General features: G+C 59.9%; 14 protein-coding genes. 8 read left to right on the top strand and 6 right to left on the bottom strand.

All coding sequences use genetic code 11. The features are described 5' to 3' along the window. Nucleotides 1-90 precede the first annotated feature (90 nt). A complete protein-coding gene (locus tag Q5H89_RS02450; RefSeq protein ID WP_305017705.1) occupies nucleotides 91-1,692 on the bottom strand; it encodes a protein adenylyltransferase SelO in 1,602 nt (533 codons plus the stop codon). 108 nt (nucleotides 1,693-1,800) lie between these two features. Between Q5H89_RS02450 and Q5H89_RS02445 the strand changes: the two genes are divergently transcribed. The 4 genes from Q5H89_RS02445 (at nucleotide 1,801) to Q5H89_RS02430 (ending at nucleotide 4,269) form a co-directional block, all read left to right on the top strand. Further along, nucleotides 1,801-2,250, top strand: a complete 450-nt coding sequence (locus tag Q5H89_RS02445; RefSeq protein ID WP_305017704.1) for a GNAT family N-acetyltransferase — start codon at nucleotides 1,801-1,803, stop codon at nucleotides 2,248-2,250. 147 nt (nucleotides 2,251-2,397) lie between these two features. Beyond that, nucleotides 2,398-2,664: a hypothetical protein gene (locus tag Q5H89_RS02440; RefSeq protein WP_305017703.1), complete on the top strand. Its 267-nt coding sequence runs from the start codon at nucleotides 2,398-2,400 to the stop codon at nucleotides 2,662-2,664. Between the two features lie 152 nt (nucleotides 2,665-2,816). Then, complete coding sequence (locus tag Q5H89_RS02435; protein WP_305017702.1) at nucleotides 2,817-3,755, top strand: NmrA family NAD(P)-binding protein; 939 nt, start codon at nucleotides 2,817-2,819, stop codon at nucleotides 3,753-3,755. Nucleotides 3,756-3,819: 64 nt separating this feature from the next. After that, on the top strand, nucleotides 3,820-4,269 hold the full coding sequence (locus tag Q5H89_RS02430) for a hypothetical protein (RefSeq protein WP_305017701.1): 450 nt from the start codon (nucleotides 3,820-3,822) through the stop codon (nucleotides 4,267-4,269). Nucleotides 4,270-4,365: 96 nt separating this feature from the next. Here Q5H89_RS02430 and Q5H89_RS02425 read toward each other — a convergent pair whose 3' ends face one another. Together Q5H89_RS02425 and Q5H89_RS02420 are read right to left on the bottom strand one after the other, a co-directional pair. Beyond that, nucleotides 4,366-5,286 (bottom strand): pirin family protein, encoded by a 921-nt coding sequence (locus tag Q5H89_RS02425; RefSeq protein ID WP_305017700.1) that lies wholly within the window; start codon nucleotides 5,284-5,286, stop codon nucleotides 4,366-4,368. A 15-nt stretch (nucleotides 5,287-5,301) separates the two neighbouring features. After that, nucleotides 5,302-5,736: a nuclear transport factor 2 family protein gene (locus Q5H89_RS02420; protein WP_305017699.1), complete on the bottom strand. Its 435-nt coding sequence runs from the start codon at nucleotides 5,734-5,736 to the stop codon at nucleotides 5,302-5,304. 314 nt (nucleotides 5,737-6,050) lie between these two features. On the opposite strand from Q5H89_RS02420, the gene Q5H89_RS02415 reads away from it, so the two are divergent. Beyond that, nucleotides 6,051-6,365 (top strand): hypothetical protein, encoded by a 315-nt coding sequence (locus Q5H89_RS02415; protein WP_305017698.1) that lies wholly within the window; start codon nucleotides 6,051-6,053, stop codon nucleotides 6,363-6,365. Nucleotides 6,366-6,382: 17 nt separating this feature from the next. Here Q5H89_RS02415 and Q5H89_RS02410 read toward each other — a convergent pair whose 3' ends face one another. Next, nucleotides 6,383-7,093, bottom strand: coding sequence for an SDR family oxidoreductase (locus Q5H89_RS02410; RefSeq protein WP_305017697.1), 711 nt, complete (start codon nucleotides 7,091-7,093; stop codon nucleotides 6,383-6,385). 170 nt (nucleotides 7,094-7,263) lie between these two features. Continuing rightward, nucleotides 7,264-8,199 (bottom strand): helix-turn-helix domain-containing protein, encoded by a 936-nt coding sequence (locus Q5H89_RS02405; RefSeq protein WP_305017696.1) that lies wholly within the window; start codon nucleotides 8,197-8,199, stop codon nucleotides 7,264-7,266. 177 nt (nucleotides 8,200-8,376) lie between these two features. Between Q5H89_RS02405 and Q5H89_RS02400 the strand changes: the two genes are divergently transcribed. Together Q5H89_RS02400 and clpB are read left to right on the top strand one after the other, a co-directional pair. Further along, nucleotides 8,377-10,419: a hypothetical protein gene (locus tag Q5H89_RS02400; RefSeq protein ID WP_305017695.1), complete on the top strand. Its 2,043-nt coding sequence runs from the start codon at nucleotides 8,377-8,379 to the stop codon at nucleotides 10,417-10,419. A 163-nt stretch (nucleotides 10,420-10,582) separates the two neighbouring features. After that, nucleotides 10,583-13,201 carry an ATP-dependent chaperone ClpB gene (clpB, locus tag Q5H89_RS02395; RefSeq protein WP_305017694.1) on the top strand — a complete coding sequence of 873 codons (2,619 nt, stop codon included), beginning with the start codon at nucleotides 10,583-10,585 and terminating at the stop codon, nucleotides 13,199-13,201. Nucleotides 13,202-13,274: 73 nt separating this feature from the next. Here the strand turns inward: clpB and Q5H89_RS02390 are convergent, their stop codons facing one another. Beyond that, nucleotides 13,275-14,123 (bottom strand): class I SAM-dependent methyltransferase, encoded by an 849-nt coding sequence (locus Q5H89_RS02390; RefSeq protein WP_305017693.1) that lies wholly within the window; start codon nucleotides 14,121-14,123, stop codon nucleotides 13,275-13,277. A gap of 537 nt (nucleotides 14,124-14,660) precedes the next feature. Here Q5H89_RS02390 and Q5H89_RS02385 point away from each other — a divergent pair. Then, entirely contained in the window at nucleotides 14,661-14,927 is a 267-nt protein-coding gene (locus tag Q5H89_RS02385) for a hypothetical protein (protein ID WP_305017692.1), read from the top strand. Nucleotides 14,928-15,001 lie beyond the last annotated feature (74 nt).

Below are 15,001 nucleotides of genomic sequence, written 5' to 3'. Positions count from 1 at the left end.
CGTAATAAGCGCGGCGGGCAACCAAGATTCAATAAAAACCACCGGCTAGTTTCCGCATCAGCTGGCCCCGCACCGACGTCCCTAGCCCGCCTACGAGCTACACGAAAGCGTGGCGCTGCCGGGCTTGTCGCGGGCCCAGTCGGGGCGCTTGTCCGCCAGGGCTTCGTGCGCCGGGTGCTCGTCGAACGGCGTGCGCAACACCTCAAACAACGTATTGAGCGGCCCCAAATCGCCGGCTTCGGCGGCCTCGATGGCGGCCTGGGCCAGGTAGTTGCGCAGCACGTACTTGGGGTTGGCGCCCAGCATAGCGGCCTGGATGGCCTCGGGCGCGGCGGTTTCCTGGCGCAGGCGCTGGGCGTAGCGGGCCAGCCAGTCGAGCAGGGTTTGGTCTTCGGCCGGGGCGGCTTCGTAGGCGGCCTGCGCCAGCAAGCCGCGCAGCAGGGCATCTTCTTCGGTGGGAGAAGGGCTAGCCAGCAGGGCCGGAACAAGATGCGACAGCTGCCGGAAGAAAATAGTCATATCGACCTGCGAGCCGGCCAGGGCGGTGGGTAGCGCCTCGGTGAGCGCCCGGTCGGCGGCGGGCTCTTGGGGCGTGAGGCCGAGCTTGCGCATGAATAGTTCGTGCCGGGTGGCGGCCAGGGTATCGGCGTAGCGGTCGAGGCTGGGGCGCAGGGCCTGCACGTCGGCCACCAGCGGGCCTAGCGCGTGGGCCAGGGCCATGAGGTTCCACATGCCCACGCGCGGCTGCTGGCCAAAGGCGTAGCGCCGCGAGCCAAAGTCGGTGGTATTGGGCGTCCAGTCGGGGTCGTAGGGCTCCAGCCAGCCGTAGGGGCCATAGTCGATGGTGAGGCCCAGAATCGACATGTTATCAGTATTGAGCACGCCGTGCACGAAGCCCACCGTCATCCAGTGCGCCACCAGCACGGCGGTGCGCCGCGCCACCTCGGCAAACCACTGCTCGTACACGGCCGGCGAGGGCTCGCCCAGCTCGGGGTAATGGTGGCGGATGGTGTAGTCGGCCAGCGCTTGCAGGTTGTCGATTTCCCCGCTGGCCGCCATCAGCTGGAAATTGCCGAAGCGAATGAACGTGGGCGCCACCCTAGCCACGATGGCGCCCGGCTCGGGCGCGGCGCGGCCGTCGTAAAACATGTCGCGCACCACCTCGGCGCCGGTGCGCACCAGGCTCAGGGCCCGGGTGGTGGGCACGCCGAGGTAGTGCATGGCCTCGCTGCACAAAAACTCGCGCAAGGATGAGCGCAGCACCGCCCGGCCATCGGCCCGGCGCGAATAGGGCGTGGGGCCGGCGCCCTTTAATTGTATTTCCCAGCGCGCACCATCCGGGGCCGGCACCTGGCCCAGCGAGATGGCCCGGCCGTCGCCGAGCTGCCCCGCCCAGTTGCCAAACTGGTGCCCGCCGTAGCGCGCCGCAAAAGGCTTCATGCTGGGCGTGAGAATGTTGCCCGCCAAGATGTTGAGCGCCGCGCTGTGCTCGGCGGGCCGGGCCAGCCCTAGCCGAGCGGCTAGCTCCTCCGACCACGCCAGCAGCTGCGGCGCGGGCACGGGCGTGGGGCGCACCCGCGAGTAGCAGTAGCCCGGCACCTGCCGCGAGCCGCTGGGGCCGGCGGGCTCGCCGCGCAGCTCGTCCACAAAAGGGTTTTCAAACGTAATTTCATCGAGGAGCATGGTCGGCATGGCGGCGGGGAAGGAGGTATTGCTAGCCCAAACGCCGGGCCGGGCCGCTTGGTTTGCTGTGTGGCCGCCGGCGCTGGCGGGCGCCGCCGGCCCTAGCTTCGCCTCCCCATGACCCTTACCTGGACTACCAAACCCTTTGGCGGCCTCACGCTGGCCGAACTCTACGCCTTGCTACAGCTTCGTAGTGAAGTATTTGTAGTAGAGCAAACCTGTGCCTTTCAGGACATCGACGGCCTCGACCAGGCCGCCCACCACCTGCTGGGCTACACCGCTACCGGCGAGCTTGCCGCCTACGCCCGGCTCTTCGATGCCGGCCACAGCTATGCACAGGCCAGCATCGGGCGGGTGGTGACCTCGCCGCGCTACCGGCGCTTTGGCCTGGGCCGGCAGCTGCTGGCTCAGGCGCTGGGGCAGTGCGAGGCCCTGTTTGGCCCGCAGCCCATCAAAATCGGCGCCCAGCTTTACCTCCGGGCTTTCTACGAAAGCTTTGGCTTTGTGCAGCAGGGCGAAGGCTACCTGGAAGACGGTATTCCGCACATCTACATGCTGCGGGCCTAGCCGGGCGGGGAAGTAAAATTTGGAGACAGTGGCCTGAATAGAAACGAATTATATGAGCAGCGCCGAACTGTTCGGCCCTTGCCCCGTATACGCCGGAGTGCAGCTGGCCTGCTATCCTTTTCCCTACTCGTACTTATCCTCTTTGTCATGAAAGCCACCCTGTTTGCCGCCGCCCTGGCCCTCACCGCTAGCGCCGCCCTGGCCCAAACCGTAGCTCCCGGCACCACGCCCGGCGCCCAAACCGGCAACCCCACAAACATGCCGAGCGCCGGCTCCACGACCGACCAAACAACTACCACTAGCGGCCGCATGGACAACATGTCGGGCATGAGCCACAGCGACAAGAAGGCCATGCGCAAGAGCAAGAAAATGAAGTCGTCGGACGGCTCGATGAAGACCAAAACCAAAATGTAGTTGCCCGCCGGTAACTGGCAACAGCTGTCTTAGCGAAGCTAGCTAAAATCTGCAAAAGCCTCTGCCAGTCGCTGGCAGAGGCTTTTGTATAAAAAGTCTCTCCTTAGCCACCTGCTGGCAGCTGCGCGCGAGCAGAAATTTTCAACGTGCTTATGTCAACTTCGACCCAAACTACCGCCTCTGGCGGCGCGCCCTCCGAGCGCCCGCTCATAGTGCTGGCCGGTGCCACCGGCGACCTCGGCCACCGCATTGCCCTGGCCCTGCTCGCGCGCGGCGCCGCGGTGCGTGCTTTGGTGCGGCCAGGTAATAAGAAGCCGGAAGTGAGCACACTGCGCGAGCGCGGTGCAACCATCGTGGAGGTTGACTTTGCCAACGGGTCGGCGCTCACCGATGCCTGCCTGGGCGCCGCCTGCGTGGTATCGGCCCTGTCGGGCCTGCGCGAGGTGATTGTGGATGCCCAAACCCAGCTGCTCAATGCGGCCGTGGCGGCCGGGGTGCCGCGCTTTATCCCCTCCGATTTTGCCATCGACTACACCAGGCTGCCCGAGGGCAGCAACCGCAACCTCGACCTGCGCCGCGAGTTCAGCCGCCGGCTCGACCAGGCGCCCATCCGGGCCACGTCCATCCTCAACGGCATGTTTATGGACCTGCTGACCGGGCAGGCGCCGGTTATCCTCTTCAAAATCAGGCGGGTGCTCTACTGGGGCTCGGCCGACCAGCCGCTCGACTTCACCACCACGGCCGATACGGCGGCCTTCACCGCCGCCGCCGCCCTCGACCCCACCACGCCACGCTACCTGCGGGTGGCCGGCGAGGTAGCCACCGTGCGCGACTTGCAGGCCGCCGCCGGTGCCGCCACCGGCCGGCGCTTCGGGCGCCTGCGGGCCGGTGGCCTGTGGCTGCTAAAGCTCATGATACGCATTGCGCGCCGCCTGGCACCCGCGCCGGGCGAGGTTTTTCCGCCCTGGCAGGGAATGCAGTACCTGCACAATATGTTCACCGGCCTGCCCAAATTCACCTCGCTCGACAACGACCGCTACCCCGACGTGCAGTGGACGAAGGTGCGCGACGTGCTGGCGGCCAGAAAGTAGGCCGCGTGGTAACTTGGTGGCCGCTGGCAATGCCGCCGCTAGCCCGGCCTCTGCTGGCCGCACTATGTTTCGCACCCGTGTCCTTTATCTGTGGCTGCAAATGGTGGGCCTGGCTACCGCGCTGCTGGCCGCTGGCAGCCTCGTAAGCGCCGGGCTATTTCCCGATTTCAAGCTTGGGGTGCTGCTGGTGCTGCTGTTTCCGCTAACGCTGGTCGCGCTAGCCACCCTCATTGTGCTGGGGCTACCGATGCTGGTATTGCTTCAGCGCCTGCTTTTGGCAGTGGGAGCGCGCGCCGGCCGGCCCACTACGCTGCCGGTTTTTCGCCGCTGGCTGCGTCTTTATAGCCTCTTGCCCGCCGCCCTGCCGCTGCTGGCGCTGCTGCTGCCCGCCGTGCGCCGGCAGCCTGGGCCGGCGGCCGTTGTGCTAGCCGCCTGGGCGCTGGCCACCACCCTGGTGTGGCGCCGCAATGCGCGCCGGCTTTACCTCGAATGGGAGGCCGGCGTGCCCTACTAATACGCTGGGCTCGTTGCGGCTCTAAGCCAGGCAAGCCAGGAAACGAGGCACAATAGCGCGCCGGTAGCGAAGCAGAAAGAACGCGGCCGGGGCCGCCTACGAGAGTGCCTGCGGGGGCGGCGAGCCCGCGCCGGCCGGCCGGGTGCGGTCGCTGGGCAGGGGCACAAACTCGTGGTTGTCGTGGGGCGGCAGCGCCATGCGGCCGGCCTGCCAGTCGGCCTTGGCCTGCTCGATGCGCTCGCGGCGCGACGACACAAAATTCCACCAGATGAAGCGCTCGCCCAGCGGCTCGCCCCCTAGCAGCATCAGGGTGCTGGGCTCGCGGGCCACCAGCACCGGGTCGAGGCCCGGCGTAAATACCAGCAGCTGGCCCGGCGTGTATACCCGGCCGCTTACCTCCACGCTGCCCTTTGCCACGTAGGCCCCGCGCTCGGGGTAGCCGCGCGGCAGCCCAAAGCGCGCCCCCGCTTGCAGCACCACGTGCAGGTAAAACAGCGGCGAGTGGGTTTCTACCGCGTTTTTCAGCCCAAAGGCTTCGCCCGCAATCAGGCGCATCCACGCGCCGGCATCGGTAAAAATAGGCAGCTCGGCGGGCTGGTAGTTGCGGAAAGCAGGCGCCTGCTCTTCGTCGGCTTCGGGCAGGGCCACCCAGGTTTGGAGCATTTCGAGCGCGCCGCCGGCCAGGGCCGCCGGGTCCTCAAACCGCTCGGAGTGCGTGATGCCCGCGCCGGCCGTCATCCAGTTTACTTCGCCGGGGCGAATAACCTGTTCCACGCCCAGCGAGTCGCGGTGCGTTACCTGCCCGCCAAAGAGGTAGCTCACCGTGCTCAGCCCGATGTGCGGGTGCGGCAGCACATCGAGGCTGGCCAGCTGCGCCGGGGCTACCTGCACCGGCCCGGCATGGTCCATAAAAATAAACGGCCCCAGCATCCGCCGCAGCCGGTAGGGCAGGATGCGCCTCACGGCAAAACCCGGCGCCAGGGCCGCCGGACGGGCATCAATAACGAGGTCGAGCATGAGGCCGAAGCTGGTTTAACGTTTGCGCAGGTGGATGGACTGGCCCACCAGTTTCCATTGGCCGTCAATTTTCTCCAGCAGCCGCAGCTCGTAGGAGTACGTTTTCTGGCCATCCTTCGCGGTCGATTCTTCGTCGTGGCTCACCCAGGCCGTAGTGCCCGCCACGTGCATCTTGTAGTTGGTATTAACGGCGGCCCCGCCCTGGCCCATCGAGGGGGAGGCCGCCAGCATGGCGGCCGGTGGGATATCCAGGGCCTGGCCATCGCCCGTCGAAACCAGGATGCGGCTATACGGCTGAATGTGCCAGCACGCGGCGTGGCCCGCCACATCGCCGGCGCGCCAGGTGGCCGATTCTTTTTCCAGCACTTGCTTGATGGCGGCGGTGTCATCCATGGGCTGGCTGCAGCTGCCTAGTGCCAGGGTGGCAAGCAGTATACCTATCAGTTTCATACGGGTGGGGTAGGAGCGCGTGGTCAGAATAAGAAGCCTTAGTAGCCGCCAGCCGGCAAGATAACGCGCGCAATAGCAGTAGGAAGCGCGACCGGTGCCCCCGAAAAATGGCTGTTCTACCGCCGCTTGCCGTACGTGTAAAGTAGCGCTGCAATCTCTGCCGCAAAAAGGCGCGAGTTATTGACTCACGCCGATTTGCCCACTTTGGAAAACTTTAAAAAGGTGTTCCAGGCCAAGCACAACAACCAGCTGCTTGCCGCCCCCCTAGTGCGGTGGCTCAGCGCGCAATTACGCTTCATTTAGCCACGTCTTCTATGAAATCCTTCCTGTTCCTAGCCAGCATATTTGCCTGCAGCACCAGCGTGGCCCTAGCCCAAACCGTATTGCCATCGGGCGCGGTGGCCCCGGCTGGGTCTGTGGTGGCTCCCTCCGGGGTGCTCGTTTCGCCGGCTACCGTGGCGGGCGCCCAGCCACTTAGCACGCCCGCCACGCGCGATGGCGGCAGCCCCCGCGCCTCGCGCCACAGCGAGAAAGTGCCCGGCCTGAGCCGCCAGGACCGCCGGCAGAACCGGAAAATGGATAAGATGCACTACACCGCCGACTCGGAAAAGCAAGGCGGTAAAAAATAGCGGCCAGTGGCCAGCCCCTACCAGGGCAGGAGGCCCGCAGTAGATGAGCTTGTGCCGGTAGGGCCATCGGCCGGCAGCAGCGCCAGCCGAATGGCCTCGGCCGCTCCCTGCGCGGGCGTGTCCGTGCCCGCAAAGCCGTTCAGGTCGGTAGCCGTGTAGCCGGGGTTAGCCGAGTTTACCTTGATGGCCGTATCCCGCAGCTCATAGGCTAGCTGCACGGTAAGCATATTCAGCGCGGCCTTCGAGGCCGAATACCCCAGCAGGGCCCAATCGTGCTGCCCCACGATGGTAAGCGAGCCTAGCGGACTCGACACGTTGACAATGCGCCCCGCTGCGGCCTGCTTCACCAGCGGCAAAAACGCCTGAGTAGCGGCCAGCGTGCCCAGAAAATTGGTTTGCAGCACCTGCTCCACGCTGCGCACGTCGGCGGTGGCGGGCGAGCCGTCGCCGGGCGCATTGATGCCCGCGTTATTCACCAGGATGTCGAGGCGGCCTTCTTCGCGTTGCAGATGTGCGGCTGCCGCAGCAAGCGCTGCCTGGTTGCCCAGGTCCACTTCGAGGAAGCGCACGTCGCCTTCGGCGGCCAGGTCCGCTGCGGCTTGCTGGCCTTTGGCGGCCTCGCGGGCCCCCAGGTACACGCGGCAGCCCGCCTGTAGCAGCCCCCGCACTATTTCAAAACCAATGCCTTTGTTGCCGCCGGTGACCAGCGCAATTTTCTTATTTGCCATGTTGCCTGTGGGGTTAGCCTCCTGCAATAAGGAGGGTAGTTGGTACGCCACAAAGGTCCGGGCGGCAGCTAGGCGGTAGACTTCGCCAATCAACCCATCTGTTTTAGATTTCAAACATGTTAGGGCAGCCTCTGCATGACGACCGTTTTGCTAATTCAGAAACAGATTTCTTAAACCCCAAACCCCACCACCCGCCGAAAATCGCCCGGCGTCTGCCCCGCGTGGCGCTTGAAAAAGGTGCAGAAGTGCGCCACATCGGCAAAGCCCAGGCTATCGGCGACCTCCGAAACGCTCCAGGTGGTTTGCCGCAGCAGGAGCTTGGCTTCCTGCGTGAGGCGGCGGCTAATAAGGGCCGTGGTGGTGTGGCCCGTCGTCTCCTTCAGCACGCGGTTGAGGTGGTTGACGTGCACCGCCAATTGGTCTGCGTAATCGGCCGCCGTGCGCAGGCGCAGCGGCGGCTGCGGACTGAGGCGTGGAAACTGCCGCTCCAGCAGCTCCGTGAATTGGGTGGCTACGCGCTCGGCGGCGCTGTGGGTAGCCAGCGGGCTAGGGGCCGGCTGCAGCTTCTGCACCAGGTGAATCAGCTCCCAGAGGTAGGTGCGCAGCAGGTCGTGCTTGTAGGCGTAGCCCGACCCAAGCTCGTGCAGCATCTTCTCAAAAATCGCCTCGACCGCCGCGCAGTCGGCCGCGGCCACCTCCCACACCGGGTAGGCCCCGGGCTGAAAAATCGGCAGCTCGGCCAGCACCACCCCGGGGCGGGCGGGCAGCAGAAAGGCATCGTCGAAGAGGCAGCTGTAGCCCCCAAAATCCTCGGTGAGCGGCAGCCAGCGGTAGGGCACGCGCGGCGTCACCAGAAACAAGGTGTTGGCGCCGACGTGCGGGGGCTGGTCGGCACACTCCACCTGGCTGAGCCCGCGGCAGAGCGTGATTTTGTAGTAATCGCGCCGGCTAAACGTCATCGGGGGCGTCCCGTGCAGGTCCGCCAAGGAGAACACGTTAAAATGCCCCACGCCTTGCCCCATATCCGGCGGCGGTACCACGCCACCTGCGGAGGCTGGCCCCGGGGTAAGCGCGTCGTAAAAGGCGGCTAGGGTGTTCGGTTTCATGTGGGTATTTGTACGAAGCACGTGGGTGAGTGGGCGCACTTTTTAGTCTTAATCCAAGTCTGTAACGTGGTTGGAAATCAGCTGTTCTATTGTAGCTTGCCACTGTTTTTAGAAGAACTTAAATGACTCTCTCGAAAGAATTTGTGTTAACCAAGATAACTTTTCGTCCCTTGAAAAATGGCTATTAAGAAAGAGGCTTTGGATAGCCATTTTAGCGGTAGAGCAAAAGAGAAATCTATTGCTACGAACTTTGATGAGGCTTTTGATATAGTATTTGGCACTGTAAAGGATGAAATGTCCTTGTGGTTTGCTCTCCCCTCAAATAGAACGAGAGAACGTTTTGGTTTTCAAAAAGAGGTGTTAGTTATCTATTGTCCATACTCAAAGACGGACGCAAGGGTGCTAAGGACGATTGACACAGTATTGAAAACACGAGAATATGCCAATAGAATAGAAAAGGTTATATTTATACTTGTGCACAATGGTGATAAAAGAGAAACAACAGAGCTTTTTGCTAATAATTTAGATAGGATTATAATTCCTATTCAGAGTGAAGATATACTTAATGCTAAAAGAGGCACCTTTTTTCTTCGCAATATAATTTCCGAATATTTAGGGCAGTTTGACCTTTTTGGGGTTTCATCTCCTATCAATTCCGAGAAATATTTTTTTGGTAGGGATACTCTTGTTCAAGCATTACTGACTAGAGTTCATGGTTCTAATCAAAGTGCAGGTTTATTCGGCTTAAGAAAAACTGGAAAAACATCTGTTCTTAAAGCCTTGCAACGTAGGACTGAGGCCAAGACATCTCTTGTTGAATACATCGACTGTGCGAATCCGGGAGTGCATTCCTGTAGATGGTGGCAACTACTTGAAAATATAGTTCTTAGGTTAATAGATAGCTGTCGTCTCAACTACAGTAAAACACTCGCAATAAATCCCAGCTACTCCAAGGCAAGTTCAGGATTAAGATTTTCAAGTGATATAAAACTTATAATATCTTCTCTAAGTATTGAGCGTCTAACAGTGTTGTTTGATGAAATAGAATTTATTACCCCAGAGTTGAGCGGTGCCTTTGGACAGCATTGGGACAATGATTTCGTTCCATTTTGGCAAACTATTAGGTCGGTAGTTCAAGAAACAGATGGAAAATTTAACTTTATTGTAACCGGAGTAAATCCTGCGAGTGTCGAAAACCCATACTTTAAAAGCGCTCAAAACCCAATATTTCAATTGGCAAAACCTCACTATTTAGAGCCATTTGATTTATCAGCCGTTAAAAGTATGTGTAAGACTATTGGGCGATACTGTGGCTTGAATTTTGAACCCGGCGTTTACGAGTTCTTGCAAGAGAAATATGGGGGGCATCCATTTTTAATAAGGATTGCCTGTAGCGAAGTTCTGAAAAATAATAATAATAATCATCCTGAAAAAGTCATTTCTATTGCAGTTGAATCATTTCAAGCAGTTGATAAGCAAATTCTTGGAAGATTGTCACAGCCGTTTAAGGATATTATTTTATCGCTAATATGGTGGTATCCTGATGAATATGAGCTTTTGCACATGTTGTCTTCTGGTGATTCTGAATTTGTAGCGGAGTATATTAACGACAATCCCAATATTGTTGCTAGATTTGAAAATTATGGTATTACAAAAGGCAGATTTGATAGTTTGCAATTTGCAATTGCAGATTTGAAGGAATTTGTTTTTAAAAATGGTAATTCTTTCAAGCAAGCCGTTTCTCCGTTCATTAGAGGTGACGTACCTTTAGAATTACTTCCTGAAGTGCCTGACCTTGACATTCTGGGTGCTCTATTTACAAAACGTGCAAAAGTTGAAGTTGCTCTTAGGAGAGTGGTACTGATGTACTTAGGTATGGGTTCGAATTGGGATGAAACAATTATAGCAAGTAAGATGCTCAAAGGTCTGAACAAGCTTAAAGATAGGCCAGAGCCAAAAAACTTATTTGTGAGTATGAAGCCAGCTCAAGTAGCTAACGAACTTTACACTAACGATTTGAAGAGCATAATTACAGCTAATTGGGATATGTTCCAGACTCTGTTTGAGAATAATAAGGTAAGGTTTGAAATGAATATGGATACAATTAATACGGCTAGAAATTTAGAGGCTCATACTAAGCCTATAGAGCCTGCAGACGTTGATAATTTTAATAATAGTTACGACTGGCTTTACAGTAAAATTCTAAAAGTGCCTGGTTGATAACTACGGCTGCGAGTATGGTGTGTCTTTTTGACTGGCTGCAATGTTCGAAATTAATTAAATGCAGCCAAAAAGTCCGATTTTCCCACTTCTGCACCTCGTTTGCTAGTACCCTCGTACAATCTTCCTAACCCGAAGCACCTACCGAGAACTTAGCAACCCAATGGACTTTAAAAACTTCACAATCAAGGCACAGGAGGCCGTGCAGAAGGCCACCGAGATTGCCGGAGCCAACCAGCAGCAGGCCATCGAAACGGGCCACCTGCTGAAGGCTTTACTACAGAACGACGAGAACACCTTGGCCTTTCTAGGTAAGAAACTGGGCGCCAACATGGCCAACCTCGGCCAGCGGCTCGATGCCATCGTGCAGGCCTACCCTAAGGTGAGCGGCGGCTCGCCCTACCTGGCCAACGACGCGGCCAACGCCGTGCAGCGCGCCAACACCCAGATGAAGGAGATGGGCGACGAGTTCGTGTCCGTCGAGCACCTGCTGCTGGGCATCCTGGGCGGCAAAGACAGCGTGGCTAGCCTGCTCAAAGACAACGGCTTCAGCGAGAAAGACCTGAAAGCCGCCATCCAGGAGCTGCGCGGGGGCCGCAAGGTGACCAGCCAAACCGCCGAGGAGCAATACCAGAGCCTCAACCGCTACGCCATCAACCTGAACGAGCGCGTGCGCAGCGGCAAGATGGACCCCGTTATCGGGCGCGACGAGGAAATCCGCCGCGTACTCCAGATTTTGTCGCGCCGCACCAAAAACAACCCCGTGCTGCTCGGCGAGCCCGGCGTGGGCAAAACCGCCATCGCCGAAGGCCTGGCCCAGCGCATCGTGGCCGGCGACGTGCCCGAGAACCTGCAAGACAAAACCCTGATGAGCCTCGACCTAGGCCTGCTCGTGGCCGGCGCCAAGTACAAGGGCGAATTTGAGGAGCGCCTCAAGGCCGTTATCAAGGAAGTGACCGACGCCGAGGGTCAGATTATTCTGTTCATCGACGAGATTCACACCCTGATTGGGGCCGGTGGCGGGGGCGAAGGCGCCATGGACGCCGCCAACTTGCTCAAGCCCGCCCTGGCCCGCGGCGAGCTGCACGCCATCGGCGCCACCACGCTCAAGGAATACCAGAAATACATCGAGAAAGACAAGGCCCTGGAGCGTCGCTTCCAGGCCGTGATGGTGGACGAGCCGAGCGTGCCCGACGCCATCAGTATCCTGCGCGGCATCAAGGAAAAGTACGAGCTGCACCACGGCGTGCGCATCACCGACGACGCCGTAATTGCGGCCGTGGAGCTGAGCAGCCGCTACATCACCGACCGCTTCCTGCCCGACAAGGCCATCGACCTCATGGACGAGGCCGCCGCCAAGCTGCGCATCGAGCTGAATTCCATGCCCGTAGAGCTGGACGAAGTGCAGCGCCGCATGATGCAGCTAGAGATTGAGCGCGAGGCCATTCGCCGCGAAGACAACCACGACCGCGAGGCCGTGCTGAGCAAGGAGCTGGCCGAGCTGGGCACCCAGCGCGACGAGCTGAAAGCCAAGTGGGAAGGTGAAAAGTCCGTCCTGAACAACATTCAGGCGGAAAAGGAAAACATCGAGCGCTTTAAAACAGAGGCTGAACAAGCCGAGCGCCAGGGCGATTATGGTCGGGTAGCTGAATTGCGCTACGGCAAAATCCAGGAGGCCGAGCAAAAGCTCAAGGCCTTGCAAGACGAAGCCAACACCACCAAGGCTGACGGCGGCATGCTGCAAGAAGTGGTAACCAGCGAGGACATTGCCGAGGTAGTGGCCAAGTGGACGGGCATCCCGCTGAGCAAGATGCTGCAATCGGACCGCGACAAGCTCCTGGGCCTCGAAGCCGAGCTAGGCCGCCGCGTGGCCGGCCAGAGCGAAGCCATCGCCGCCATTTCGGATGCCGTGCGCCGCTCGCGGGCCGGCTTGCAAGACCCCAAGCGGCCCATCGGCTCGTTTATCTTCCTCGGTACCACCGGGGTAGGTAAGACTGAGCTAGCCAAGGCCCTGGCCGAGTACCTGTTCAACGACGAGAACGCGATGGTGCGCATCGACATGAGCGAATTTCAGGAGCGCCACGCTGTATCGCGCCTCATCGGCGCGCCTCCCGGCTACGTGGGCTACGACGAGGGCGGCCAGCTCACGGAGGCCGTGCGCCGCAAGCCCTACTCGGTGGTGCTGCTCGACGAGATTGAGAAGGCCCACCCCGACGTGTTCAACATCCTGCTGCAAGTGCTCGACGATGGCCGCCTCACCGACAACAAAGGCCGGGTGGCGAACTTCAAGAACACCATCATCATCATGACCTCGAACACAGGGGCCGACATCATCCAAAAGAATTTCAAGCACTTGGATGAGCACAGCCCCCTGGAAGTAGAGGAAATCGTGGACCGCACCCGCGACGAAGTGGTGGAGCGCCTGCGCCAGCACATGCGCCCCGAGTTCCTGAACCGCATCGACGAAATCGTGATGTTCCAGCCCCTCAAGCGCAAGGAAATCCGCAAGATTGTCGATATCCAGTTCAAGCAAATCCAGCAGCGCCTGCAAGAAGCCGGCATCAGCCTCGAAGCCACCGACGAGGTGCTCGACTACCTCGGCGAGCAGGGCTTCGACCCACAGTTCGGCGCCCGCCCGCTCAAGCGCGTGTTGCAGCGCGTCATTCTGAACGAGCTTTCCAAGGAGATTCTCTCCGGCAAAGTGAGTAAGGATGCCGTGGTAGAAGCGGTGTTGGAGGACGGTGCTGTGCGGTTTGAGAACGTGGAGTTGCCGACAGTGTAACCTTAGGCTAAATTTGAATAAAAAAGCCCGCTAGCAATACGCTAGCGGGCTTTTTTGCTTATCAAGGTAAGCATCAGGGTTTCTCGCCGGCCAAAACCAGGGAGGCGAAGGGAAGTGCAATTCTCCCGTCTACTGTTAAAGGAGCTAGCTTGGCGAATAGGTTGGCTTTGATATCGGCGCGCGTGGCGCCGTCGGCCCGGCTCATAGCGGCCACTACGGGGGCGGCTACTTCCGTCATATTTTGCCAGTAGCCATCGGGGCCATCGAACTGCACGCTACCCTGCACTTCTTCTTCCCGAACGTTTTGGAAACCAGCTGTTTCGAGTAGTCCTGCCAGCAGGCCGGGCTGGGCGCAGCGAAACATGCCCGGCGCCTGGGGCACCGGGGCCGGCAGTGACAGATGAGCGCTCAGAGCGCCCATCATCGTGGTTATCCAGGGGTTATGGGGTGGGGCCGCCCACACGCTGGTGGCTAGCCGGCCGCCGGGCTTCAGCACCCGGTACATTTCCTGGGCCGCCAGCAACATATCGGGAAAAAACATGAACCCCATGCGGCAGCTAATGGCATCGAAGCAGTCGCTGGCGAAGGGCAGGGCACAGGCATCGCCGGCCAGGGTGGTATAGTTGGTAAGGCCCTGCCGGGCCGCGTTTTCCCGGGCCGTGGCCAGCATTCCGGCCGAAAGGTCGAGGCCCACGACGCTGCCTTGGGAGGCTAGCCGCGCAATGGTGAGGCCGGGCTCGCCGGTGCCAGTGGCAATGTCCAGCACCTGGTCGGTGGGCCGAAGGTGCAGGGCCTCAATAATTTTAGTGCCCATCGGGCGCAGGAAGGCCATTGTCCAGCTGTCCCAGTTCTTCCAGCCGGGCGAAAAGGCGTCCCAGGTTTGCTGCTGCTGGTCGCGGATGTGAGTGAGGGCAGAATCCATAGCAGGATAAGGCTTGCGTGAAATGGCTTGGCGCGGGGCGCTGGTGCCGGCCCGCAACAGGAGGTATTTGCACGTTAATTTAAGAGTAATTATCTGACTGTCAAAGTATTTTTTTTGGCTGGCTGGCTGGCTGGCTGGCTGGCTGGCTGCCGGCGGGTGGGCCGCACTGTGACGCCGGGCGCCGGGGCGAAAGCCGTGCTACCTAAAGGAGATAGTTGCTGCAAAAAAGTGGAGGTGCCGGGCGGGCGTTAGAAATTCTTTATCCGCAAGCGGCGGGCGGCCTCTTTGGGAGCAGCAAGGGCTACCACCCCCTTCGGCTAGGGGGCGGCCCTGCATGAAGCTGGGATTAAGCGGTATTCTAACCGGGTTGGTCGATGCAAATTGAGGTTGATAAGTAACAAAGGGCTAATTAGCAACTACTTGAGTAAAATAAGCGAAAAGGGTAAAAGCGGGTCTGGCACAGCGCTTGTCTTGGAAGGGTCAGACGCGTCGCTCTTTTCTCTTTCCTTTTCTACCCCTTTCCAACCACTACTTCCCATGAAAGCCTCCCTCTTTTCGTTCGTCGCCGCCGTTGCCCTCTTCGTTACCACCGCTGCTTCGGCCGCCGCTCCGTTCGACCACGACCATGACCGCGATTTCCGCCGCATGTCGCCCCGCGAGCGCGCTCGCTACGAGCAGCAAATGCGCTACGAGCGCGCCCAGCGCGAGCGCGATATGCAGCTAGCCCGCGAGCGCGCCCGCTGGGAAGCCCAGCACCGCCACGACCGCAGCCCGTCGTATGGCTACGGCTACGGCCGCCGCTAGGCACCCTCGCTAAGTAGTAAAGGGCCCCGAATCTCAGTGGAGATTCGGGGCCCTTTGCGTTCATACTAGGCCGG

This window comes from Hymenobacter cheonanensis (assembly GCF_030581075.1).
Lineage (GTDB): Bacteria > Bacteroidota > Bacteroidia > Cytophagales > Hymenobacteraceae > Hymenobacter.
The sequence above is the reverse complement of the archived record's forward strand: the minus strand, read 5'-3'. Positions and strand labels throughout refer to the sequence as shown.